The 22,340-nt window shown below is 60.5% G+C and carries 19 protein-coding genes and 4 tRNA genes; 16 read left to right on the top strand and 7 right to left on the bottom strand.

Annotated elements, in window-relative coordinates:
- Window positions 1-165 precede the first annotated feature (165 nt).
- On the top strand, window positions 166-489 hold the full coding sequence (locus B1722_RS26985; protein WP_084234297.1) for a sel1 repeat family protein: 324 nt from the start codon (window positions 166-168) through the stop codon (window positions 487-489).
- 175 nt (window positions 490-664) lie between these two features.
- The gene (rmuC, locus tag B1722_RS26990) at window positions 665-2,029 is read left to right on the top strand and encodes a DNA recombination protein RmuC (protein WP_174377333.1); all 1,365 of its coding nucleotides are present in this window, start codon (window positions 665-667) and stop codon (window positions 2,027-2,029) included.
- A gap of 86 nt (window positions 2,030-2,115) precedes the next feature.
- On the opposite strand, the gene B1722_RS26995 is transcribed toward rmuC, so the two are convergent.
- Both B1722_RS26995 and B1722_RS27000 read right to left on the bottom strand, forming a co-directional pair.
- Window positions 2,116-5,586: a PAS domain-containing hybrid sensor histidine kinase/response regulator gene (locus tag B1722_RS26995; RefSeq protein WP_041074315.1), complete on the bottom strand. Its 3,471-nt coding sequence runs from the start codon at window positions 5,584-5,586 to the stop codon at window positions 2,116-2,118.
- A gap of 247 nt (window positions 5,587-5,833) precedes the next feature.
- Window positions 5,834-6,376 carry a TetR/AcrR family transcriptional regulator gene (locus B1722_RS27000; protein ID WP_041074314.1) on the bottom strand — a complete coding sequence of 181 codons (543 nt, stop codon included), beginning with the start codon at window positions 6,374-6,376 and terminating at the stop codon, window positions 5,834-5,836.
- 91 nt (window positions 6,377-6,467) lie between these two features.
- On the opposite strand from B1722_RS27000, the gene B1722_RS27005 reads away from it, so the two are divergent.
- The 4 genes from B1722_RS27005 (at window position 6,468) to B1722_RS27020 (ending at window position 11,246) form a co-directional block, all read left to right on the top strand.
- The gene (locus B1722_RS27005) at window positions 6,468-7,655 is read left to right on the top strand and encodes an MFS transporter (protein WP_041074312.1); all 1,188 of its coding nucleotides are present in this window, start codon (window positions 6,468-6,470) and stop codon (window positions 7,653-7,655) included.
- A 50-nt stretch (window positions 7,656-7,705) separates the two neighbouring features.
- On the top strand, window positions 7,706-8,017 hold the full coding sequence (locus tag B1722_RS27010; protein ID WP_041074310.1) for a cupin domain-containing protein: 312 nt from the start codon (window positions 7,706-7,708) through the stop codon (window positions 8,015-8,017).
- Window positions 8,018-8,122: 105 nt separating this feature from the next.
- Window positions 8,123-9,274 carry a TDT family transporter gene (locus B1722_RS27015; RefSeq protein ID WP_041074309.1) on the top strand — a complete coding sequence of 384 codons (1,152 nt, stop codon included), beginning with the start codon at window positions 8,123-8,125 and terminating at the stop codon, window positions 9,272-9,274.
- 97 nt (window positions 9,275-9,371) lie between these two features.
- Entirely contained in the window at window positions 9,372-11,246 is a 1,875-nt protein-coding gene (locus tag B1722_RS27020) for an MFS transporter (RefSeq protein ID WP_086794937.1), read from the top strand.
- Window positions 11,247-11,369: 123 nt separating this feature from the next.
- Here the strand turns inward: B1722_RS27020 and sugE are convergent, their stop codons facing one another.
- From sugE to rdgC, 3 genes are all read right to left on the bottom strand, one after another.
- The gene (gene sugE, locus B1722_RS27025; RefSeq protein ID WP_003223093.1) at window positions 11,370-11,684 is read right to left on the bottom strand and encodes a quaternary ammonium compound efflux SMR transporter SugE; all 315 of its coding nucleotides are present in this window, start codon (window positions 11,682-11,684) and stop codon (window positions 11,370-11,372) included.
- A 119-nt stretch (window positions 11,685-11,803) separates the two neighbouring features.
- The gene (locus B1722_RS27030) at window positions 11,804-12,769 is read right to left on the bottom strand and encodes a bile acid:sodium symporter family protein (RefSeq protein WP_086794938.1); all 966 of its coding nucleotides are present in this window, start codon (window positions 12,767-12,769) and stop codon (window positions 11,804-11,806) included.
- Between the two features lie 174 nt (window positions 12,770-12,943).
- Window positions 12,944-13,864, bottom strand: coding sequence for a recombination-associated protein RdgC (rdgC, locus tag B1722_RS27035; protein ID WP_003223096.1), 921 nt, complete (start codon window positions 13,862-13,864; stop codon window positions 12,944-12,946).
- A 159-nt stretch (window positions 13,865-14,023) separates the two neighbouring features.
- On the opposite strand from rdgC, the gene B1722_RS27040 reads away from it, so the two are divergent.
- The 4 genes from B1722_RS27040 (at window position 14,024) to B1722_RS27055 (ending at window position 14,566) form a co-directional block, all read left to right on the top strand.
- A tRNA-Val gene (locus tag B1722_RS27040) sits at window positions 14,024-14,099 on the top strand.
- Between the two features lie 19 nt (window positions 14,100-14,118).
- Window positions 14,119-14,195 (top strand) — tRNA-Asp (locus B1722_RS27045).
- Window positions 14,196-14,394: 199 nt separating this feature from the next.
- Window positions 14,395-14,470, top strand: a tRNA-Val gene (locus tag B1722_RS27050).
- Window positions 14,471-14,489: 19 nt separating this feature from the next.
- A tRNA-Asp gene (locus B1722_RS27055) sits at window positions 14,490-14,566 on the top strand.
- Between the two features lie 200 nt (window positions 14,567-14,766).
- On the opposite strand, the gene B1722_RS27060 is transcribed toward B1722_RS27055, so the two are convergent.
- Together B1722_RS27060 and B1722_RS27065 are read right to left on the bottom strand one after the other, a co-directional pair.
- Window positions 14,767-15,930 carry a catalase family protein gene (locus tag B1722_RS27060; protein WP_086794939.1) on the bottom strand — a complete coding sequence of 388 codons (1,164 nt, stop codon included), beginning with the start codon at window positions 15,928-15,930 and terminating at the stop codon, window positions 14,767-14,769.
- Window positions 15,927-17,735: a di-heme-cytochrome C peroxidase gene (locus tag B1722_RS27065; protein ID WP_041071884.1), complete on the bottom strand. Its 1,809-nt coding sequence runs from the start codon at window positions 17,733-17,735 to the stop codon at window positions 15,927-15,929. The genes B1722_RS27060 and B1722_RS27065 overlap by 4 nt, the downstream gene beginning before the upstream one ends.
- A 270-nt stretch (window positions 17,736-18,005) precedes the next feature.
- Between B1722_RS27065 and B1722_RS27070 the strand changes: the two genes are divergently transcribed.
- From B1722_RS27070 to B1722_RS27095, 6 genes are all read left to right on the top strand, one after another.
- Window positions 18,006-18,722, top strand: coding sequence for an FKBP-type peptidyl-prolyl cis-trans isomerase (locus B1722_RS27070; protein WP_007966725.1), 717 nt, complete (start codon window positions 18,006-18,008; stop codon window positions 18,720-18,722).
- A gap of 300 nt (window positions 18,723-19,022) precedes the next feature.
- A complete protein-coding gene (locus tag B1722_RS27075; protein ID WP_041071886.1) occupies window positions 19,023-19,478 on the top strand; it encodes a YkvA family protein in 456 nt (151 codons plus the stop codon).
- 112 nt (window positions 19,479-19,590) lie between these two features.
- On the top strand, window positions 19,591-19,932 hold the full coding sequence (locus B1722_RS27080) for a helix-turn-helix domain-containing protein (protein WP_041071888.1): 342 nt from the start codon (window positions 19,591-19,593) through the stop codon (window positions 19,930-19,932).
- A complete protein-coding gene (locus tag B1722_RS27085; RefSeq protein ID WP_003223109.1) occupies window positions 19,929-20,300 on the top strand; it encodes a hypothetical protein in 372 nt (123 codons plus the stop codon). The genes B1722_RS27080 and B1722_RS27085 overlap by 4 nt, the downstream gene beginning before the upstream one ends.
- Window positions 20,301-20,699: a sel1 repeat family protein gene (locus tag B1722_RS27090; RefSeq protein ID WP_041071894.1), complete on the top strand. Its 399-nt coding sequence runs from the start codon at window positions 20,301-20,303 to the stop codon at window positions 20,697-20,699.
- A gap of 246 nt (window positions 20,700-20,945) precedes the next feature.
- On the top strand, window positions 20,946-22,340 hold a 1,395-nt coding region (locus B1722_RS27095; RefSeq protein WP_256578871.1), incomplete at its 3' end, for a DUF6531 domain-containing protein.

Here is a 22,340-nt window from a genome sequence, read left to right on the forward strand (position 1 = left end):
AGGCTTTGCGCGAGTTCGGGAGCGGTTGTCCACTGAGTTATCCACAGCTTCTGTGGATTGTCCCTAGCGCTTGCTCTAGCACGGGCGTGCCGGGTTTTTTTCGACTTTACCTGTACGAAAAAGAGAGTAGAGTGGCGCGCCTTCCGATCTGTCCCACAGTGTTTTATGAAGTTTCGCTCAGTATCAGACTCTGTTACCTCCGAACACCCTCGTGTTACCTCTCCCAAGCGATTTTCCGTGCGTGTGGCCGAATGGCTGCTCGACAGCCCGCGGCTGGGCGATAGCCGTAATGCCAAGCATCTGGCGGGGCGTCTGCTCAAGCAACCGGCACGCGAAGGCGTAGTCGCGGCGCAAAGTCGCCTCGGCCAATTGATGTGCCGCGAGTGCGGCAATGCCCGGGATCGGCGCATCGGCCAGGATCTGCTGCGCCAGGCCGCTCGCGCCGGCGACCGTCGTGCACAACGGGAACTCGGTCTGCTCGAAGACTGAGCTGTCCAACACCCCACGCCTTGGTTAACCTTCAGGCTTTATCGGATCGGCAGGAGTGGCTATGGCTATGGACTTGACCAGCGTGTTGCTCGGTCTGGCGGGCGCGGGATTACCGCTGCTGGCGCTGGCCTGGCAACTGCAGCGGCGGGCCAGCGATCGGCAAGCCGAGGTCGCCTTGCTCGAAGAGCGCCTGGCCATGGCGCAACTGGCGCAGGACGGGCTTAACGTGCAGTTGGAGGCCAGCCGCGATGAAATCGTCGACCTCGGCCAGGCCAATGCCGCCAGGCAGGCGGAGTTGGCGGCTCTGCGCCGCGAAGTCGAGTTGTTGCAGATGGAACGCGATGACGCCCGTGACGCGTCCCACGCCTGGAACATCGAGCGTGCCAACAAAGAGGCCGAATTGCGCCGCCTCGACGCTCAGACCGCTTCGCTGAACGCCGAACTGCGCGAGCAACAGGAAAGCCATCAACAACGTCTCAGCGACCTGCAAGGCTCGCGCGATGAGTTGCGCGCGCAGTTCGCCGAGCTGGCAGGAAAGATCTTCGATGAGCGTGAACAGCGCTTTGCCGAGACCAGTCAACAGCGTCTCGGCCAGTTGCTCGATCCGCTGAAAGAGCGCATCCAGTCCTTCGAAAAACGCGTGGAAGAGAGTTATCAGGCCGAAGCCCGCGAGCGCTTTTCGCTGGCCAAAGAGCTGGAGCGTCTGCAGCAATTGAACCTGCGTCTGAGTGACGAAGCGACCAACCTGACCCGCGCCCTTAAAGGCCAGAAAACCCAAGGCAACTGGGGTGAGTTGATTCTTGAGCGGGTGCTGGAACACGCCGGTCTGGAGAAGGGTCGCGAGTACCAGACCCAGGTCAACCTCAAGGGGCCGGACGGCGAGCGCTTCCAGCCGGACGTGATCATTTACCTGCCGGGCGACAAGCAGGTGGTGGTCGACTCCAAGGTCAGCCTCACGGCGTATCAGCAGTACGTCGCCGCTGAAGACGACACCCTCGGCCAGATCGCGATCAAGCAGCACGTGCTGTCGCTGCGCAGTCACGTCAAAGGCCTGGCCGGCAAGGATTACAAGCGTCTGGAAGGCCTGCACAGCCTCGATTTCGTCTTGCTGTTCGTGCCGATCGAAGCGGCATTTTCCGCCGCTCTACAAGCTGAGCCGACGCTGTTTCAGGAGGCGTTCGACCGCAACATCGTGATCGTCAGCCCAACCACGTTGCTGGCGACGTTACGGGTGATCGACAGCCTGTGGAAGCAGGAACGGCAGAGCCAGAACGCCCGGGAAATTGCCGAGCGTGCCGGCTGGCTGTACGACAAATTCGTGCTGTTCATTCAGGATCTGGACGAAGTCGGCAATCGCCTGCAACAGCTGGACAAGGCCTACAGCTCGGCGCGCAACAAACTCACGGAAGGGCGCGGTAACCTGGTCAGCCGCAGTGAACAGCTCAAACTGCTCGGTGCGCGGGCGAGCAAGAGTCTGCCGGCGGACTTGTTGGAACGGGCGATGACCGATGTCGACGGGCTGGTCGAACTGCCAGAGTGAAGAGCAAAAGATCGCAGCCTGCGGCAGCTCCTACAGGATGAATGCAAATCCCATGTAGGAGCTGCCGCAGGCTGCGATCTTTTGCTTTACAGCGGCACATACCGACTCAACAACGCCCGCAACGCCGCCGGTTTCACCGGTTTGGCCAGATAATCCAGCCCTGCCGCATGCACCTGCGCCACCGTCTCCGGGCGGCCATCGGCACTGATCACCACCCCCGGCACCGGCTCGCCTAACGTGGTGCGCAGCCACGCCATCAGCTCGGTTCCGGTATCGCCGTGGTCGAGGTGATAGTCGACCAGTGCCAGTTGCGGTCGTACGCCATCGTTGAGCAACGCCGCGCATTCTTCGCGATTGCGCGCCGTCCACACCTGACAGCCCCAGCGGGTGAGCAGGCTGTTCATGCCAATCAGAATGCTGTCTTCGTTGTCGATGCACAGCACTTGCGCGCCGCTGAGCAACTTGCCGTTCAACTCCACCGCGGCGTTTTGCGGCAGCGCTTGCGTCCGGGCCAATGGCACGCTGACGCTGAACACGCTGCCGCGTCCCGGCCACGAACGTACGCGCAGGGTATGGCCAAGCACGCGACACAAACCGTCGGCAATCGCCAGGCCCAGGCCAAGGCCTTTTTCGGCGCGGGTCTGATGGCTGTCGAGGCGTTTGAATTCCTCGAAAATCACCTGTTGCTTGTCTTCCGGAATCCCCGGTCCGCGATCCCACACTTCCAGACACAGTTCACTGCCGCGACGGCGTACGCCCAGCAGCACCGGGCCTTTGGCGTAGCGAAACGCATTGGTCAGGAAGTTCTGCAAGATCCGTCGCAGCAGCTTGATGTCACTGTCGATGCGCAAATGACTGCCGCGCACCCGGAACGTCAGCCCTTGTTCCTGCGCCAGCGCCTTGAATTCGGCGCCGAGGGTGTCGAACAGCTCGTTGACCGCGAACGGCTTGCGATCGGGGTTGATCTTGCCGTTTTCCAGCCGGGAAATATCCAGCAGGTCGCTGATCAAGTCTTCTGCCGAACGCAGCGAACTGTCGAGGTGTTGCACCAGTTTCTGCGCTTCGCTGCTCAAGCCGTCGTCCTGATGGGACAGGGCGGCAGAGAACAGGCGCGCGGCGTTCAGCGGCTGCATCAGGTCATGGCTGACGGCGGCGAGGAAACGGGTTTTCGACTGATTCGCGGCCTCGGCATGGCCCTTGGCTTCAGTCAGTGCAACGTTGAGCTGCGACAGCTCTTGGGTGCGCTCGCTGACCCGTTGCTCCAAACCTTCGTTGGCCTCGGTCAGCGCCTGCTCGGCTTCGCGGAACGCGGTGATGTCGGTGAAACTCATGACGAAGCCGCCGCCGGGCATCGGATTGCCGATCAGCTCGATCACCCGGCCGTTGGGGAACAAGCGTTCGGAGGTGTGCGCACGGCCCTGACGCATCCAGTGCAGCCGCCGGGCAACGTGGACTTCCGCCTCGCCGGGGCCGCACAAGCCGCGTTCGGCGTTGTAGCGAATGATGTCGGCAATCGGCCGGCCGACGCTGATCAAACCGTCCGGGTAGTTGAACAACTCCAGATAACGCCGGTTCCATGCCACCAGTTTCAGCGACTGGTCGACCACGCTGATGCCCTGGGTAATGTTTTCGATCGCGCCTTGCAGCAAGGCGCGGTTGAATTGCAGGACTTCCGAGGCTTCGTCAGCGATACGGACGACGTCCTCCAACTGCATTTCCCGACCTTCGATGGCGGCTTTTACTACCGCGCGCGTCGAAGAAGCACCAAGCACGCCGGCCAGCAGGCGTTCGGTGTGGGCGATCCATTCGCCGTCAGCATTCTGGTTCGGGTTGAAGCCCTTGCCCTGGCGGTAAGCGAAACGAATGAAGCTCTGTCGCGCGCGCTCTTCACCGACAAAGCGTGCCGCCAGTTGCAGCAAATCATCAATCTGCACCGCGAGCATCGAGCGCGCACTCGGCCGAGCACTGATTTCCTGGCCGATGAAGCGCCCGGCCTGCCAGTGTTCCGAGACCCGCGTGCGCGACAAAACCGAGACCCATGCAAACAGCGTGAAGTTGCCCGCCAGTGACAGCACCACGCCTTGGGTCAGCGGGGTGATCGGCAGGTTCAGCGGGTTACTGTGCAGCCACGAAAGGCCCGGGAACGTGCTCAGCGACCAGCCGAGACTGTGGGCGGCAATCGGCAGGATCAGCGTGTAGAACCAGAGGAACGTACCGGCGGCCAGACCGGCGAAAACCCCGCGACGGTTGGCCTGCTTCCAGTACAGCGCGCCGAGCATCGCCGGGGCCAGTTGGGTGACGGCGGCGAAGGCGATCTGGCCGATGGTTGCGAGGCTTGCGGTGGAGCCGAGCAAGCGGTAACTGACGTAGGCCAGCAACAGAATCAGCACGATGCTCACGCGGCGCACCGAGAGCATCCACTGGCGGAACACTTCGAACGGGCGCTCGGCGTTGTTACGGCGCAGCAACCACGGCAAGAGCATGTCGTTGGAAACCATGGTCGACAGCGCCACACTGGCCACAATCACCATACCGGTGGCCGCTGACGCACCACCGATGAACGCCAGCAACGCCAGGGCCGGATGGGCCTGGGCCAGTGGCAGGCTGATCACGAACGAGTCCGGGAGTACGTGGCTCGGCAGCATCATCTGCCCGGCGAGGGCGATCGGCACCACGAACAGCGCGGCCAGCGCCAGATAAGCCGGGAACACCCATTTGGCCAGGCGCAGGTCTTGCGGGTCGATGTTCTCCACCACCGTGACATGAAACTGTCGTGGCAGGCAGATGATCGCCATCATCGCCACACCCGTTTGCACCACCATCGACGGCCAGTTGATGGTTTCTTTCCAGTATTGCTCCAGTCGTGGCGCGAGCATGGCCTGATTGTACAGGTCGTCGAAACCGTCATACAGGCCAAAGGTGACGAAGGCGCCGACAGCAAGAAAGGCGAACAGCTTGACCAGTGATTCAAAGGCAATCGCCAGCACCATGCCGCGGTGGTGCTCGGTGGCGTCGAGGTTGCGCGTACCGAAGACGATGGTGAACAGCGCCAGCACCAGCGACACGATCAGCGCGGTGTCCTGTGCGCGGGTGCCCATGGCGTCGGCACCGGCGCCGATCAACAGGTTTACACCGAGGACGATGCCTTTGAGTTGCAGAGCGATATAAGGGAGAACGCCGACCAGACAGATCAGCGCCACCACCACTGCCAGCGATTGCGATTTGCCGTAGCGCGCGGCGATGAAGTCGGCAATCGAGGTGATGTTTTCCTGTTTGCTGATCATCACCATTTTCTGCAGGACCCAAGGCGCGCCCAGCAACAAGAGGATCGGCCCGAGGTAGATCGGCAGGAATGACCACAGCTGTTCGGCGGCTTGGCCGACGGCGCCGAAGAACGTCCAACTGGTGCAATAAACCGCCAGCGACAGGCTGTATACCCACGCGCGCATCCGCGGCGGCAACGGCGTGCTGCGACGGTCGCCATAGAAGGCGATGGCGAACATGATGGCCATATAGGCCAGGGCGACGGCGGCGATCAGCCCGGTGGACAGCGACATGCAACACTCCCGACAAAAGACTCCCCGGCAATCCTGCCCGGGCGGACAGTCTCGCATGAGTGCGGCGGTTAGTCAGTGTCGACCAAGGTCGTGGCGTGGCGGGGTGTCGCAGGTTTGAAACCGGGTGGTTTCTCGGGTGACCGGTCAGGCCCCATCGCTGGCAAGCCAGCTCCCACAAGGAACTCCAGTGGGCACATATTTTGTGAACATCACAGACCCTGTGGGAGCTGGCTTGCCAGCGAAAGCGTCAGTCCTGTTTCAGCGCGATATCGATCAACCGATGCAGCTCATCCACCTCCAGCGCCGCCGCCGAAAACAGAATCCGGAACACCACCGGGGCCACCACCAGATTGATCAGATGATCAACGCTCGGCGCCGACTCGTCAGGGTGACGCTCGATGATGGTCTGCAACTGCGCGCCAATGATCGTCACGCAATACCCCGGCGTGGCGCTGGCCTGCACGTCGCGCATCATGTTGCGCCCAGGCTCCGAACTCATCTCGTCCAGATACTGCTCGGCCCAGGCGCGGATATCACCGCGCAGGTCACCGGTCACCGCCGGTTCACTGTCCGGGCGCATGCGGGCGAGGGCGACGTCGGCGAGCAATGCTGCCAGATCACCCCAGCGCCGATAGATCGTCGACGGCGTGACCCCGGCGCGCGTCGCGATTTGCGGGACGGTCACGGTGCTGCGCTCCTGTTCTTGCAGAAGTGCGCGGACTGCCGAATGAATCGACTCTTGCACCCGGGCACTGCGGCCGCCGGGGCGTAAACCTTCTTTAATAGCCATGCGCCAGACCTTAACACAAAGAATTTGCTTTAAGCCAAAGCCGAGCGCACACTCCGCAAAAGCAAAAAATTAGCTTTTGCGGAGTGTGCCCATGACCAGCCTTGCTTCCAACCGTGGCAGCCTGATTTTTCTGGCGATCACCTTACTCAGTTTTCTCGCTGCTTCCACAGCGCCGACGCCGTTGTACCACCTGTATCAGGATCAACTGCACTTCTCGGCAGCGGTGCTGACCCTGATTTTCGGCGTGTACGCCCTGAGTCTGCTGGCAGCGCTGCTGACGGTCGGTTCGCTGTCCGATCATCTGGGGCGCAAACCGGTGATTTTCACTGCCGTGCTGCTCAATGCGCTGGCGATGTTGCTGTTTATCAGCGCCGACAGTGTTGCCTGGCTGATCAGCGCCCGCGTATTGCAGGGTTTTGCCACCGGCATGGCCACCGCTGTTTTGAGCGCCACACTGCTCGACACCGACCGCCAGCATGGGCCGTTGATTAACAGCGTCGCACCGTTGCTCGGCATGGCGCTGGGCAGCATGGGCTGTGGCTTGCTGGCCGAATTCGCCCCGGCGCCGTTGCAACTGACTTACTGGTTGTTGCTGGCGCTGTTTGTGTTGCAGGCGGTGTATGTCTGGCGTCTGCCGGAAAGCGTCACCCCGCAGGCCGGGGCCTGGGCTTCGCTGCGGCCAACCCTGCATGTGCCGGTTCAGGCGCGTTCGACCTTGTGGCGTGTGCTGCCTCTGAACACCGCAACCTGGGCGCTCGGCGGCTTTTTTGCCTCACTGGCGCCGTCGCTGGTGCGCACCGCCACCGGCTCGACGTCGAACCTGATCGGCGGCGCGACCGTCTCGGCGTTGACCGTGACCGGGGCGCTGATGATTTTCACTTTGCGCAATCGTCCCGCCGGCAAATCCCTGCAAATCGGCGCCAGTCTGCTGCCTGTCGGCGTGCTGCTGATTTTGCTTGGCGTGCACAGTGCCAGTCTGGCGCTGTTTTTCCTCGGCACACTGGTTGCCGGTTGCGGCTTTGGCTCGGGTTTCCTCGGCGCGGTGCGCAGCCTGGTGCCGTTGGCCCTGCCGCATGAGCGGGCCGGTTTGATGTCGGCGTACTACGCGCTGAGTTATCTGGCGTTCTGCCTGCCGGCCTTGTTGGCCGGGCATTTGACCCGAGCCTATGGGTTGCTGGCGACCACCGACGGCTACGGCGCCGGATTGATCGCCCTGGCCGTCGCCGCGCTGCTGCTCAGCCTGCGCCCGCAAGCAGTCAAGGCTTGCAGCACTCCATAAACGCGGTGGTTTCAGTTACCTTTGTCCGGCCTTCTTTCACGGATCGACAGATGAAGATTATCCGCAGCAAGTCGTTCACCGCCGAGCGTGCCTGGGGCGCGCTGGATATCGCCAACATGAACGGCATCACCACGCGCCTGCACTGGACTGATCAGCCGTACAAATGGCACGTCAACGATGGCGAGGAGGTGTTCGTGGTGCTCGACGGTCAAGTGCAGATGCACTATCGCGAACAGGGCGAAGAAAAGCAGGTGCGGCTGGAGGTCGGCGACATTTTCTACGCCTCGGTCGGCACTGAGCACGTTGCGCACCCGCAGGGGGTGGCGCGGATTCTGGTAATCGAAAGCGAAGGCAGTGTTTGACTGCTTATCTGCAAAGTAGATAACAGATAGAGAAATTACCCGTTATATAGATATTCGATTCGGTTCTACCATGGACTCAACCTCACCTGAGGACAGGAGCTCATGATGACTTGCCCCAACATAGCCAAACCCGGCATCAAGCCGTTAAGCCAGCTTCAGCATCCGCGTGAAGTGATCCGTCAATTCACCCCGAACTGGTTCGCCGCGACCATGGGCACCGGCGTACTCGCCTTGGCGCTGGCGCAATTGCCGGTGGCGATCCCCGGGTTGCACGCGGTGGCCGAAGGTTTGTGGCTGTTCAACATTCTGTTGTTCACCTTGTTTACCTTCGCTTATGCCGCGCGCTGGATTCTATTCTTCGATGAAGCGCGGCGGATCTTCGGCCACTCCACCGTATCGATGTTCTTCGGCACGATTCCCATGGGCCTGGCGACCATCATTAACGGCTTTCTGCTGTTCGGCCTGCCACGCTGGGGCGAGGGTGTGATTCATCTTGCCGAAGTGCTGTGGTGGCTCGACGTGGCGATGTCGCTGGCCTGCGGTGTGTTGATTCCGTACATGATGTTTACCCGTCAGGAACACAGCATCGACCAGATGACCGCCGTCTGGCTGCTACCGGTGGTGGCTGCAGAAGTGGCGGCGGCCAGCGGTGGCTTACTCGCGCCGCATCTGGCTGATGCCCATGCACAACTGGTAGTGCTGACCACCAGTTACGTGCTCTGGGCATTTTCCCTGCCGGTGGCGTTCAGCATTCTGACCATCCTGTTGCTGCGCATGGCGCTGCATAAACTGCCTCACGAAAACATGGCCGCCTCGAGCTGGCTGGCCCTCGGCCCGATCGGCACTGGTGCGTTGGGCATGTTGCTGCTGGGCGCTGATGCACCAGCGATCTTCGCCGCCAACGGGCTGCCGGGTATCGGTGAAATCGCTGCAGGCGTAGGGCTGGTCGCCGGTATCACCCTGTGGGGCTTCGGCTTGTGGTGGATGTTGATGGCGCTGCTGATCACCGCGCGTTACCTGCGTGACGGCATCCCGTTCAACCTCGGCTGGTGGGGTTTTACCTTCCCGCTGGGCGTGTATTCGCTGGCGACCCTCAAGCTCGCCAGCACGCTGAACCTGGGTTTTTTCAGCGTGGTCGGCTGCGTGCTGGTGAGTCTGCTGGCGGTGATGTGGCTGATCGTCGGTAAACGCACCGTGCAAGGCGCGTGGCGCGGTGAGCTGTTTGTCTCACCTTGTATTGCAGGGTTGAAGAAATAACCTGAAAAGTTTAGGTAAGGTGTGGCCTGGATCGCCGATCGAGATTCCAATAAGCAGATCCAGGCCATTCTCTACCGACCTCAGGGAAACACGGAAGATGAGTCACCCCTCACAGTTCAACCTGCTTCGCACTCGGCGCTTTCTGCCGTTTTTCATCACCCAGTCACTGGGCGCGTTCAACGACAACGTGTTCAAGCAGTCGCTGATCCTCGCCATTCTGTATCGGCTGACCATCGAAGGTGACCGTTCGATCTGGGTCAACCTGTGTGCGCTGCTGTTTATCCTGCCGTTCTTTCTGTTTTCGGCGCTGGCCGGGCAGTTCGGGGAAAAATTCGCCAAGGACGCGCTGATCCGTCTGATCAAACTCGCGGAAATCGCGATCATGGCCGTCGGATCGATCGGTTTCCTCTTCGATCACCTGTCGCTGATGCTGGTGGCGCTGTTTGCCATGGGCACGCATTCGGCGCTGTTCGGGCCGGTGAAGTATTCGATCCTGCCGCAGGCGTTGCGCGAGGATGAGCTGGTCGGCGGCAACGGTCTGGTGGAGATGGGCACGTTCCTGGCGATTCTTGCCGGGACCATCGGCGCCGGGATCATCATGTCCTCGACGCACTACGCGCCGCTGGTTTCGACCGCGATTGTCGGCATTGCCGTGATCGGTTATCTCGCCAGTCGCAGCATTCCGCGCGCGGCGGCGGCCTCGCCGGAAATGCGTCTGAACTGGAACATCTTCAGCCAGTCCTGGGCCACGCTGAAACTCGGTCTGGGCCAGACGCCTGCGGTGTCGCGTTCGATTGTCGGCAACTCGTGGTTCTGGTTTGTCGGGGCGATTTACTTGACGCAGATCCCGGCCTACGCCAAGGAATGGATGCACGGCGACGAAACCGTAGTCACGCTGATCCTCACGGTGTTCTCGGTGGGCATTGCGCTGGGTTCGATGCTGTGCGAGAAGCTCTCCGGGCGCAAAGTCGAGATCGGTCTGGTGCCGTTCGGTTCGTTCGGCCTGACCGTGTTTGGCCTGCTGCTGTGGTGGCATTCCGGTGGAATCCCGGAAAGCGTCACTGGCCACAGCTGGACCGAAGTGCTGGGCTTTGCGCATACCTGGGCGGTACTGGTCGATATTCTCGGCCTCGGTATTTTTGGCGGTTTCTATATCGTGCCGCTGTACGCGTTGATCCAGTCGCGCACCGCCGAGAACGAGCGGGCGCGGGTGATTGCCGCCAACAACATTCTCAACGCACTGTTCATGGTGGTCTCGGCGATCGTTTCGATCGTGTTGCTGAGTGTGGTCAAACTGTCGATTCCGCAGCTGTTCCTGGTTGTGTCGCTGTTGAACATCGGCGTCAACGCCTACATCTTCAAGATCGTCCCCGAGTTCAGCATGCGTTTCATGATCTGGCTGCTCAGCCATTCCATGTACCGCGTCGAGCACCGCAACCTTGAGGCGATCCCGGACGAGGGCGCGGCGCTGTTGGTGTGCAACCACGTGTCGTTCGTCGATGCGCTGCTGATTGGCGGCGCGGTGCGTCGGCCGATTCGCTTTGTCATGTACTACAAAATCTACAACCTGCCGGTGCTGAACTTTATCTTCCGCACGGCGGGGACGATTCCGATTGCCGGACGCAACGAAGACATCCAGATCTACGAAAAGGCCTTCACCCGGATTGCCCAGTATCTGAAGGACGGTGAGCTGGTGTGCATCTTCCCGGAAGGCAAGTTGACCACTGACGGCGAGATCAATGAGTTCAAGGGCGGGCTGACGCGGATTCTCGAAGAAACGCCGGTGCCGGTGATTCCGCTGGCGTTGCAAGGGTTGTGGGGGAGTTTCTTCAGCCGCGATCCGAACAAGGGGCTGTTCAAGCGGTTGTGGTCGCGGGTGACGTTGGTGGCGGGTTCGGCGGTGACAGTGGACGCGGCGGAGCCGGCGAAACTGCAGGGGTTGGTGGGGGCGTTGCGCGGGACTGTCAGATAGTTGTTATCTGAATTGGCCCCATCGCTGGCAAGCCAGCTCCCACAGGTTTTCTGGATTTACACAAGAATTGTGTTCATGGGAGATCCCTGTGGGAGCTGGCTTGCCAGCGATGGGGCCATTGGCTTAAGCGCTTACTTTAAGGCCAATCAACCCGGTAATGATCAACGCCACACTGGCCAGGCGAATCAACGCCATCGATTCACCAAACAGAATGATCCCCGCAATCACCGTGCCCACAGCGCCGACTCCGGTCCAGATCGCATAAGCCGTACCCAGCGGCAATTCCTTCATCGCCAGGCCCAGCAGGCCAAGGCTGATGGCCATGGCCGCAACGGTCAGGACGGTGGGGAGCGGGCGGGTGAAGCCGTCGGTGTATTTCAGGCCGACGGCCCAGCCGACTTCGAACAGGCCGGCGAAAAACAGAATGATCCAGGACATGAGAGACCTCCATCGATTGACGGGGCCGTCCCCAGATTGATAACTCGATCGAGCCGCAGGGTCGTCCCCGCGTAGCGCAACAGTCTGCCGAGCATTAATCCGGGGATCAAGTTTGCCGGTCAGTCGGCCGGCTGTTGCGCCAGCGCTTCACGGTCTTGCTTCTCGCTCATGCGCCGGAACCAGGTCGAGAGCAACGCCCCGGAAATGTTGTGCCAGACGCTGAACAACGCGCTCGGCACCGCCGCCAGCGGCGAAAAGTGCGCGCTGGCCAAGGCCGCGCCCAACCCCGAATTCTGCATGCCGACTTCCAGCGCCAGCGACTTGCGCTGCGCCAGTGGCAACTTGAACAGGCGCCCGGTGAAGTAACCCAGCAAGTAGCCGAAGCTGTTGTGCAGCATCACCACGGCCATGATCAGCAGCCCGGATTCGGCAATCTTCGCCTGACTGGCGGCCACCACGGCGGTGACGATGATCACGATGCTGACCACAGACACCAGTGGCAGCACGTCCACCGCGTGGCGCACCCTGTCGCCGAGCACGCGTTGCGCGACCACGCCGAGCACGATCGGCAGCAGCACCACTTGCAGAATCGACCAGAACAATTCCATGAATGAAACCGGCAACCACGCCGAAGCCAGCAGCCAGATCAGCGCCGGGGTCAGCAGCGGGGCGAGCAGGGTGGTGACAGCGGCAATTGCCACCGACAGTGCCAGATCGCCGCGGGCCAGCCAGGTCATGACGTTGGAGGAGGTGCCGCTTGGGCAGCAGCCCACCAGAATCACCCCGACCGCGATTTCCGGTGGCAGATGGAAGATCTGGCAGAGCAACCACGCCACACCGGGCATGATCACGAAATGTGCGACCACGCCCAACGCCACACGCCACGGATGGCGGGCGACGGCAGCAAAGTCGTCAAGTTTGAGGGTCAGACCCATGCCGAACATCACCAGCCCCAGCAGCGGCACGATCGCACCCTTGAGACCGAGAAACCACGCCGGTTGCAGGAACGCGATCACGGCGAAAATCAGAACCCAGTAAGCGAAAGTGTTGCCGACAAAGCGGCTCAGTGCAGCCAGTGCTCGCATGGCGTGTTCCTTATTATGTGAAAGCGTTAGGAAGCCAAGCATACGGTGCCAGCAAAAAGATCGCAGCCTTCGGCAGCTCATACAGGGAAACACATTCCAAATGTAGGAGCTGCCGAAGGCTGCGATCTTTGCTTTTTCAGGCGCCCTCAATAAAGGAGGGCGCCGGAGAGAGGTTTAAATCCCCTGCGGAGTCTCTTCCCCACCCAACGCTTCGACCAGTGCCGGCAGGAAGTCGCCGAAGGTCAGCATCATCAGGGTGAAGCTGGCGTCCAGTTGGCCCAGAGCCTCGTCGCCACCGTCCTGCTCCGCCTGATCCTGCAGCAGGTCTTCGAACTTCAGGCGTTTGACGGTCATCTTGTCATCGAGCATGAACGACAACTTGTCTTGCCAGGCCAGCGACAACTGAGTGACAACTTTGCCGGTGCTCAAGTGCAGCTGAATTTCTTCGCTGGTCAGGTCCTGACGCTTGCAACGCACGATGCCGCCGTCTTCGTGGGTGTCGCGCAGCTCGCACTCGTCCAGAACGAAGAAGTCCGGGGCCGCTTGCTGGGTGGTGACCCACTCGGTCATCACGGCGGTCGGCGCGGTTTTCACGGTCAGCGGACGCACGGGCAGGGTGCCGAGCACTTCACGCATTGTGGAGAGCAGGTCTTCGGCGCGTTTCGGGCTGGCCGAGTTGACCAGGATCAGGCCCTGTTTCGGCGCGATGGCAGCGAAGGTCGACGAACGACGGATAAAGGCACGCGGCAGGAACGCCTGGATGATTTCATCCTTGATCTGATCGCGTTCCTTCTTGTAGACCTTGCGCATCTGCTCGGCTTCGATCTCTTCGACCTTTTCCTTGACCGCGTCGCGCACGACGCTGCCCGGCAGAATACGTTCTTCCTTACGCGCAGCGATCAGCAGGAAGTCGCCGCTGACGTGCACCAGTGGCGCATCTTCGCCTTTGCCGAATGGCGCGACGAAACCGTAGGTGGTCAACTCCTGGCTTGCACATGGACGCGCCAGTTTGGTGGCCAGTGCAGTTTCCAGCGCCTCGGCATCGACAGGCAGGTCTTGGGTCAGGCGATAGATCAGCAGGTTTTTGAACCACATGGGGTGAGTCTCTCCTTTATACAAAGGGGGGCATTATTGTCTTCGCCGTGGCATAGGCCAACCCTTCTCTAAGCCTTTGGAAGGCCTGAGAAAATTAATTAAAAAAGTGCTTGCCAGAGGTTGGGTCGCTCCGTAGAATGCGCGCCACACCGAAGCGAAGGGTGATTAGCTCAGCTGGGAGAGCGTCTGCCTTACAAGCAGAATGTCGGCGGTTCGATCCCGTCATCACCCACCATTCGTTTCAAGCGTTTAGCGCAGCGGTAGTTCAGTCGGTTAGAATACCGGCCTGTCACGCCGGGGGTCGCGGGTTCGAGTCCCGTCCGCTGCGCCATATTCGGTAACCTGGACCACTGAACGCCAGGTCACCACGGAAAAACCCGCTGAAGCGGGTTTTTTTCTGTCTCACGTTTGTACCTTGTTCCATCGGGTTTGTGTCGTTTCACTGGTTTTCGGATTTATTTGAAAAAAACTTCAATTAAATCAACACTTTACGAAAACTTGTGGCATAATGCGCCCCGTAACGAAGCGAAGGGTGATTAGCTCAGCTGGGAGAGCGTCTGCCTTACAAGCAGAATGTCGGCGGTTCGATCCCGGCATCACCCACCATTCGTTTCAAGCGTTTCGCGCAGCGGTAGTTCAGTCGGTTAGAATACCGGCCTGTCACGCCGGGGGTCGCGGGTTCGAGTCCCGTCCGCTGCGCCATATTCGGTTACCTGGACCCACTGAACGCCAGGTCACCACAGAAAGCCCGCCAAGTGCGGGCTTTTTGCTGTCTGCGATTTGTGAAATCACTCGATCTCCTCTGTAGGAGCTGCGGCACGCTGCGATCTTTTGATCTTGCTTTTAGAGATCAAAAGATCGCAGCCTCGTTTCACTCGACAGCTCCTACAGAGGAATTCTCACTATTCGGCATTGCGACTGTGCCGATAATCGCTCACCGCCTCATACACCGCTTTACGCAAGCGATTGATCCCGCCAATCGGCCGATGCGCCTCGATACCAAACCACGGATTGAACGACAGGTTGTCGCATGCCAGATTCAGCGCTGGCGTGTCGAAGTCCTGCGCCGGCAGGGTGATCCGTGCCACTGTTTCGAACGCTGAATCCTGCTCGCGCCACTCGATGCTGGTGTCCTCAATGGGCATGTACTTGTTCGCGTCCTGGCGCTGAATCTGCAGCACGAAACATGCTGGCACCCGATCTGTCGACAGTTGTTGGTTCAAGGCGCTGCGCAGGAAATTCGGCAGGTTGTGATTTTGCGCGGGCAGGGTGTAGGTCGGGCAGTTGTCCGGATCCGGCGCAACGCGAAACTTGGCATTGGCCTCGCCAAATTTGTAAGGCGATACCGAAAAGTAGGTGGTCGCGGTCGGGCTGTCCGGTGGCGGCGACAGTGTTGCTAGGGCGATGAACAAGTGGCGAATCTGCCAGGTGCGCGGATCCCAACCGGGGAAAAACGCCCTGATTTTTTTGCCGTCAGCCTGAGCCGCCACATTCTGACGGTACTCGGCGACATCGCTGACGAAGAAGTTCGGGTGGCTGAACATCACAAAGTCTTGTTCACGGCGCACCTGACGGTCGTCGAGCAGCTGCTTGCCGGGGACATCGAGCAGCTTGATTGCCATCCCCCGGGCGTCGCGGATGCTGTCGAACTGCGGGTAGGCGTTGCCATTGGACAAGCGAATCAACGCCTGCCAGGTTTTGTCTGGTTCGGTGAAAACACCTTGGCGCAGCGCGGGTGTCAGTTCCGGCAGCACCGTCACTTCAGCTTTCACGCAACCATGGGCCTTGGCATGCGCATCGCGCAGATAGCGCGTGCCTTCGCGGTGCTGGTCGACGATGCGCACGGCAGTCTGGATCACGTCCTGGGTCATGGCCGCTTCACCGGCGGGAATCTGTTCCTGCGCCGACACCGGACCTCTGTGTTGCCGGATGAACCACGCGCTCGCGATCGCCCAGCCCAGCAGGCCGACAATCAGCAGGGCCAGCAGGGTTTTGCCCAGCAGTCGTCCCAGCCACAGCCAGATGCGGGCGAGAAGGGAGGGTTTTTTGTACGAGTTGATCATCATGGCAGTTGCGCCTCCAACGGCCCGCCCAGGACTTTCATGTACTCCAGCAAGGCCCAGCGTTCTTCGGGTTGCAGCAGGCGGCCGATGACCCCATTGCCACGCTCGCCTGCGCGGAATTCGTGGCCGCTGTTGTGGTTGCCGGTGATACGCGTATCGAACAAAAAGCCGTTGGTGAAGGCTTCGGTGCGATAACCCAGATGTCGCGGGTCATACTCGAACGAACCCTTATAGAAAGTCGTCGCGCGCTCATCCTGCGGCGACAGCAACTGATAAAGGCTTGGCACCGAACCGTTGTGCAGAAACGGCGCGGTGGCCCAGGCACCGGCCAGTGGTCTGGCCTTGTAGGCAACCTTTTCACGCACACCGATCGGCAGGCCGAAGCCGTCGAGTTGTGGCTTTTCCTCAGCGGTGACGCCGGCCTCGCGATAGGCGCGCTTCTCGACGAATGCGGTGACGTAGGCCAGGCCCTTGGCCACCGATAGCTGGCTCAGGTCCAGTGGTTCGGTGGGCGTCGGATGCAACTTCACATCCATTTGCTCAAGTTCTTTCGGGTCCCATTGCAGCGGCGTCAGGTCGAAACGGTGAGTGGCAATGTTGGTCGCGGCATTCGGGTCGGTGCCGATCACCTCCACCGGCAACATGTGCAAGTGCTGCACCCAGCGCTCGCCCTCTTGAGTCTTGCGCGGCACGTGGCAACCGGCGCAGTTCTCGGCAAACAGCGTGCGGCCCTTGGCGGCCAACGGTTTGTCGATGGCACCCAGGACATCTTCCGGCCAGGCTGGTGGTTGCAGGCGTTGCAGGGTTTCCTCGATTGTGTGCAGATCGCGTACGCGGACGCTTGAGGCATAACGCGCATCGCCTTGCAGCGGCTGGCCGTTGCTGTCGAAGAAATTCAGCGTGGCGCCGACGCCCAATGCCTCACCGATGTTGCGCGCCATCGGTTGCTGGGCCGAGCCGTTCCACTGCACCCAGTCGAAGGTCCACATGTCCCACAGTTGCGGGTAGTCGACCGGGGCGTTCGCCACGCGGTAGTTGGCGGGGGAAATTGCGTCGCCGAAGGTGGCGTTGGCAATGCGGCCGAACGCATCGGTGCGTCCAGGGCCTTCCTCGGTCGGGTAGAGGCCGCGATGGGTATCGTTCCAGGCGACTTTGAGGAAGGTGTTCAGCGATTGCTTGAAGTCTTTGCGCAGTTGCTCGCGGCGCAGCTCGTAGTCATCGCCCAGAACATTTCTGGCGAAGCGTTCGAATTTCCATGGGTTGTAGTAAGTCGAGGCCAGACTGGCGACCAATGCCTGTCCGAAACTGCCACCACGCAATGTAGGAACGCTGGAAGGCAAGACATGTTGCGCCGATCCGCCGTCGATCCGCACGGCCTGGCCGTTGAAGCGCAGTTCGCCGGTGTGGCAGGCGGCGCAGGTGATATCGAGGTATTGCTCGGTACCGCCGGGGTTCTGATGGCGCGCGAAACCGACCGGCAGATTGCCCGGATTGTTCGGCGTGGCTTTCTGCTGCGGATCAACCAGAAAACCGAAGCGTGCGAGGTATTCCGGGGACGCGAAACGTTGCTGCGAGAAGGGCAGCTCCAGCGCCTGGAACCATTCATAGCGCAGGCCTTTGACCTGCGTCCCTTGCGGGGTGAAATAGTAAGTCTGGCGCTCCTCCTCACTCCACTGTTGCAGGTAATGCACCTGTTGGGCCGGGGTATAGAAGGGCAGTTTCGGGTTGGCGACGTAGTACAGAATGACGGTCAGGACCAGGCCCAGCAGTACCACGATCAGAGTTAGCACACGGAATAAGAGGCGCAAGATAAACATCCTTGTCGAGTTGTTGCGCTGTTATGCCTCAGCTGCTGCAGGTGCGGCAAGTGGCCATTACGCCAACTGTCGTAGGAAGTCTCGTCAGTCCTTGTCAGGCCAAGATGACAGAAGCTTCATCGTCGCTTTGCTCGAATGCGTTTTAATCCCTGAACTTATCGGACGTTTCCTGCTCTCATGCCGGTAGCCATTGGTCGTGGCGGCCTGATAAGCTCGCGGCTTTACTCGATTGCCCTTTCGGCGCATGAACAAGGAAATAGCATGAAACAGCATCGGTTGGCGGCGGCGGTAGCCCTGGTTAGCCTGGTCCTCGCGGGTTGTGATTCGCAGACCAGCGTAGAGCTGAAAACCCCGGCGCAAAAAGCTTCCTACGGTATCGGCCTGAACATGGGCAAGAGCCTTGCTCAGGAAGGCATGGATGATCTGGACTCCAAAGCGGTAGCCCAGGGCATCGAAGATGCCGTCGGCAAGAAAGAACAGAAGCTGAAAGACGAAGAACTGGTCGAAGCCTTCGCCGCTCTGCAAAAGCGTGCTGAAGAGCGCATGGCCAAGATGAGCGAAGAGTCGGCAGCCGCCGGCAAGAAATTCCTCGAAGAAAACGGCAAGAAGCCTGGTGTCACCACCACCGCTTCCGGTCTGCAGTACGAAGTGGTCAAGAAAGCCGACGGCCCACAGCCCAAGCCTACCGACGTCGTGACTGTTCACTACACCGGCAAGCTGACCAACGGCACCGTGTTCGACAGCTCCGTGGAACGTGGCAGCCCGATCGATCTGCCGGTCAGCGGTGTGATCCCGGGATGGGTTGAAGGTCTGCAACTGATGCACGTTGGCGAGAAGTACAAACTGTACATCCCTAGCGATCTGGCCTACGGCGCGCAATCGCCAAGCCCGGCAATCCCGGCCAACTCGGTTCTGGTCTTCGACCTTGAACTGCTGGCCATCAAGGATCCAGCCAAAGAAGACGCCGCTGCCAAGTAACAGGCATCGGTAACGGCTTCGCCAACAACGCCTCGCTTATGCGGGGCGTTGTTGCATCTGAAGGATGGCGCAGGTAAACAGAGCGAACGGATGCCGCTGACAGCAGTCCTAGAGATTGAGGCCGCTGTGGGTAGACGTCCTGAGCCGCCAAGTCAATGAAATATTGGGATTTTTTATGTGAGTAAAAAACGCCCGATCTGAGCGAAGCCCTTATGAAACGGGGCTCTCAGCGCTGAAATGCAGCTCTGTTCACAAGGTTATCCACAATTTGTGTGGATAACATTTCAACGGGAGAAATAGATGAAAGCGCCGTGGAATTTCGCCCGGTTTCTGCCTCTGGCGGGACGCCTGCTGGCCCGTGGCCGCCTGCCGACTCTGCTGTTCGCCGTGGCGAGCAAGGGCGCTGCGCAAGGTAATCGCCTGGGCAAGCTCAAGGATGATCTGCGCTTGCTCCAGGCATTGTGTCTGGCTTACTGGCGCGGCGAGTACCGGGCGATCAGTCCGAAAGCCATCGTTTCGGTGGTGGCAGGGTTGATGTATTTCCTCAGCCCGGTGGACGCGATCCCGGATTTCATCCCGGTATTCGGCATGCTCGATGACATTGCTGTTCTCGCCTGGCTGATGAAAACCCTCGACGACGAACTCGCTGCCTTCCGGCTCTGGCGCAATCGACAACAGCCGGAAAAACTCGCAGTGGTCGAGCGTTTGCCCGATACCCCCGAGCAACTTCAACTGCAGGGTCCGAAAAAAACCTGATTCGCCTCGCCTGCAGGCAGATTGATACCCCCCGCGACCTTGGCCGCTGTTAGGATTACACTTCTAGGGAAAAGTGCCGACTCGCTAAGTGTTGTTGTCCTACGGGGTAGTCATGGATATTCAGATAATTGCACGCGATGGCGAACCCGAATACGCGGTTCTGCCATGGGGCCAGTATCAGGCTCTATTGAAAGCAGCAGGCATCAACGACATACCGCAGCAGCAGGCGCCAGCGCCGGCCGCCGCAGCGCCAGACCCGATTCTTCCAGGTCTGGATCAACTACGCAGTCTGCGCGAAGGGAAGGGCATCGCCATCGAGGCGCTGGCCCGCACGGTAGGCATCAGCCCGTCTTATCTGGCCATGATCGAAAGCGGCGAGCGTCAACCTGACGCCGCGATTCGCCGCAGCCTGGCCTGGGAACTGACGGTGCCGGGTTGGAGGGATGAATCGTGAGCGTACGCATCAGTCGTCAACATTGGGACGGATTGCTGGGGGAGCTGGATCAGGCGCGCAGGCAGCGCCATCTGTTGACCTATCGAGCCTTGCTCGAACGTTTGCAACTGCCGACGCCGGCGATGCAGACGCTGACCGCGGCACTTGAGCATCTGGCCGCACTCGACGCCAAGGCCGAGCAGCCATTGCGCAGTTCGCTGGTGATCAGCCAAGGGGCCAGCCGTTTGCCACGAACCGGTTTTTTTGAATGCGTTGAACGTCTGGGACGTTTCTCCGGGCCATCCGATGGCGTTGCGGCTGCCTCTTGGCATGCGTCGGAAGTGGTCAGGGTTTTCGAATACGAGTACCCGGAATCGGCGGAGGCCTGAGTGTTCTTTCGACTCAAGGCGTCGGCCAGTTACTGGTTGGCCCGCAGGCTGTTTCACTGGTCGTGGTTCGTCCGCCAACCCAGAGGCTGGCGCTGGCTCGAAGGGCAGTTTGCGCGCATGGCCAATCTGGGCGATGTCGGCGCGCAAAGCTTTTATGGGCACATTCTGACGTTTCGCGGTGTTGGCCTGGGCGCCCGCGAAGAGGGTGTGCGACTGTTGCGTCTGGCGGCGCTCGCCGGCGATGGCAAAGCAGCTTATCAGGTCGGCGTGATCAGCCTGGCCGGTACTCCGAGCAAAGCGCCGGATCCGGCAGAAGCGGCGCGCTGGTGGACGCTGGCCGCCAAGGCCGGCCACCCGTTGGCCGAGCTCAAACTCAAAGAGTTGAGCGCTCGGGATTAAACCCAGTAAATCATTTTGTATCGTTGGATAAACGTGGCGTGAGGGAAACCTCACGCCACGTTTGCGTTTATCGCCATACGTTTTGTAGTAATCAGTCCTTTGCAGAATAGTCCTACAGCAAAAGCCTACTCGCCTGACTTCTTTCCTGATTGATCCCCCGCAGAGTCCCCGCGCCTAATTTTTGCGCGAGGGAACGCTCATGTTTGACCCGGTTTTTCATTCCACCCCGCATCGTTGCGTGCGCTGATGGAAGCCGTCAGCCGTATCGAGCAGGAACTCGACAGCTTTCCCGACACCCTCAGCCTCTATCGCCAGCAGCTTGAGCACTGGTTCAGCAGAGCGGCCGATCAGGTCAGCCACGCGGCGGATTTGCCGTCGCTGATGGGCATGGAGCGGATCATCCGTTTCGGTGATCGCATCACCGCTGTCAGCACAGGAGACAGTGAGTTTGCCTCCGGCGTGGTGCAGTGCCCGAAAAGCGGGGTGCTGACGATCGAGAGCAAATTCGAGTCGGTGTACGACATTCCGCTGGGCGACATCGTGGTCGATGTGGTTGCGGTGGATGATGGCCAAATCTTCCCCGTCGAACTTGATGCGCAAGGCCGGGGAACATTCACCGGGACGCCCGGCAAGTTCTATCGCGTGCAGGTGCACAGCGACGTTACCTCGGAGCAGATCGAGGCGCTGTTCAAGTCCTACGACGGCTTGACCGGCAATCTGGAAGGCTGGCTGCGCAGCGAGTGGCAGGGGGTCAAGCCGCAGTGGTCACAGTCGGTGGCGACCGCGGCGGGCAACGGCATGCTCGCCGGGAGCTGGGCGGCGATCGAGGGGGTGTGGGACAGCCTCGGCATGCTGTCGGAAATTCTGCAGGATCCAGGGGCGTTTGCCGAACGCCTTGGAAGCGGTGCGGCCGATCTGATCCGCCTCGCAGAATCAGCTCCGGATGTCATGCAAAAGCTGCAGTTGCTGGTCAGCGACGAGGCGGCGCTGTGTTTGCTGCTGCGCAGTGCGAGTCTCTGGCTGGAGATGCTGCCGCCCAGCCAGATCGCCGGCAAAACCGCTGAAATGGCGTCGATGATGATCGTGCAGGTGCTGCTCGATGTGCTGATCGGCGTTGTGTTGACATTCGTCGGGGCTGGCGCAGGGATCGCTTATCTGACGCTACGCCTGGCGGATCGCGCCGCCCAGCTGCTCACGGTTGTGAAACGTCTGGTCAAGGCGATGTTCGGCATCGTCAACACGTTCATCCATTACGTCGACCAGTACAAAACCGTCGCCGCGCGGGGCATTGCCGCCGGAGTTAAAAAGGGCCGCATGCAGTTGCGCTGGGATGCGAAGCGCAATGCCGCCCTGAAGAAAAACGAGCATCACGACGACTCGCCGGAACAAGCGAAAAACCCCAACGGCGACAGCGCCGATTGCGCGCCGCTGACCTGCACCAACGGTTGCCCGGTGTCGATGGTCACCGGCGAAGAACTGCTGACCCTGACCGATGGCACGCTCGATGGCTTGCTGCCGTTCGAGTTCACCCGGTTGTACCGCACCAGCGCGGTGGAGATCGATGTCGGGCTGGGGTTTGGCTGGAGCCATTCGCTGGCGCATCGACTGGAGTTTGATGGCGAGGCGTTGGTCTGGGTCGAT

The organism is Pseudomonas sp. SCPG-7 (genome assembly GCF_002156405.1).
Classification (GTDB): Bacteria; Pseudomonadota; Gammaproteobacteria; order Pseudomonadales; family Pseudomonadaceae; genus Aquipseudomonas; species Aquipseudomonas parakoreensis.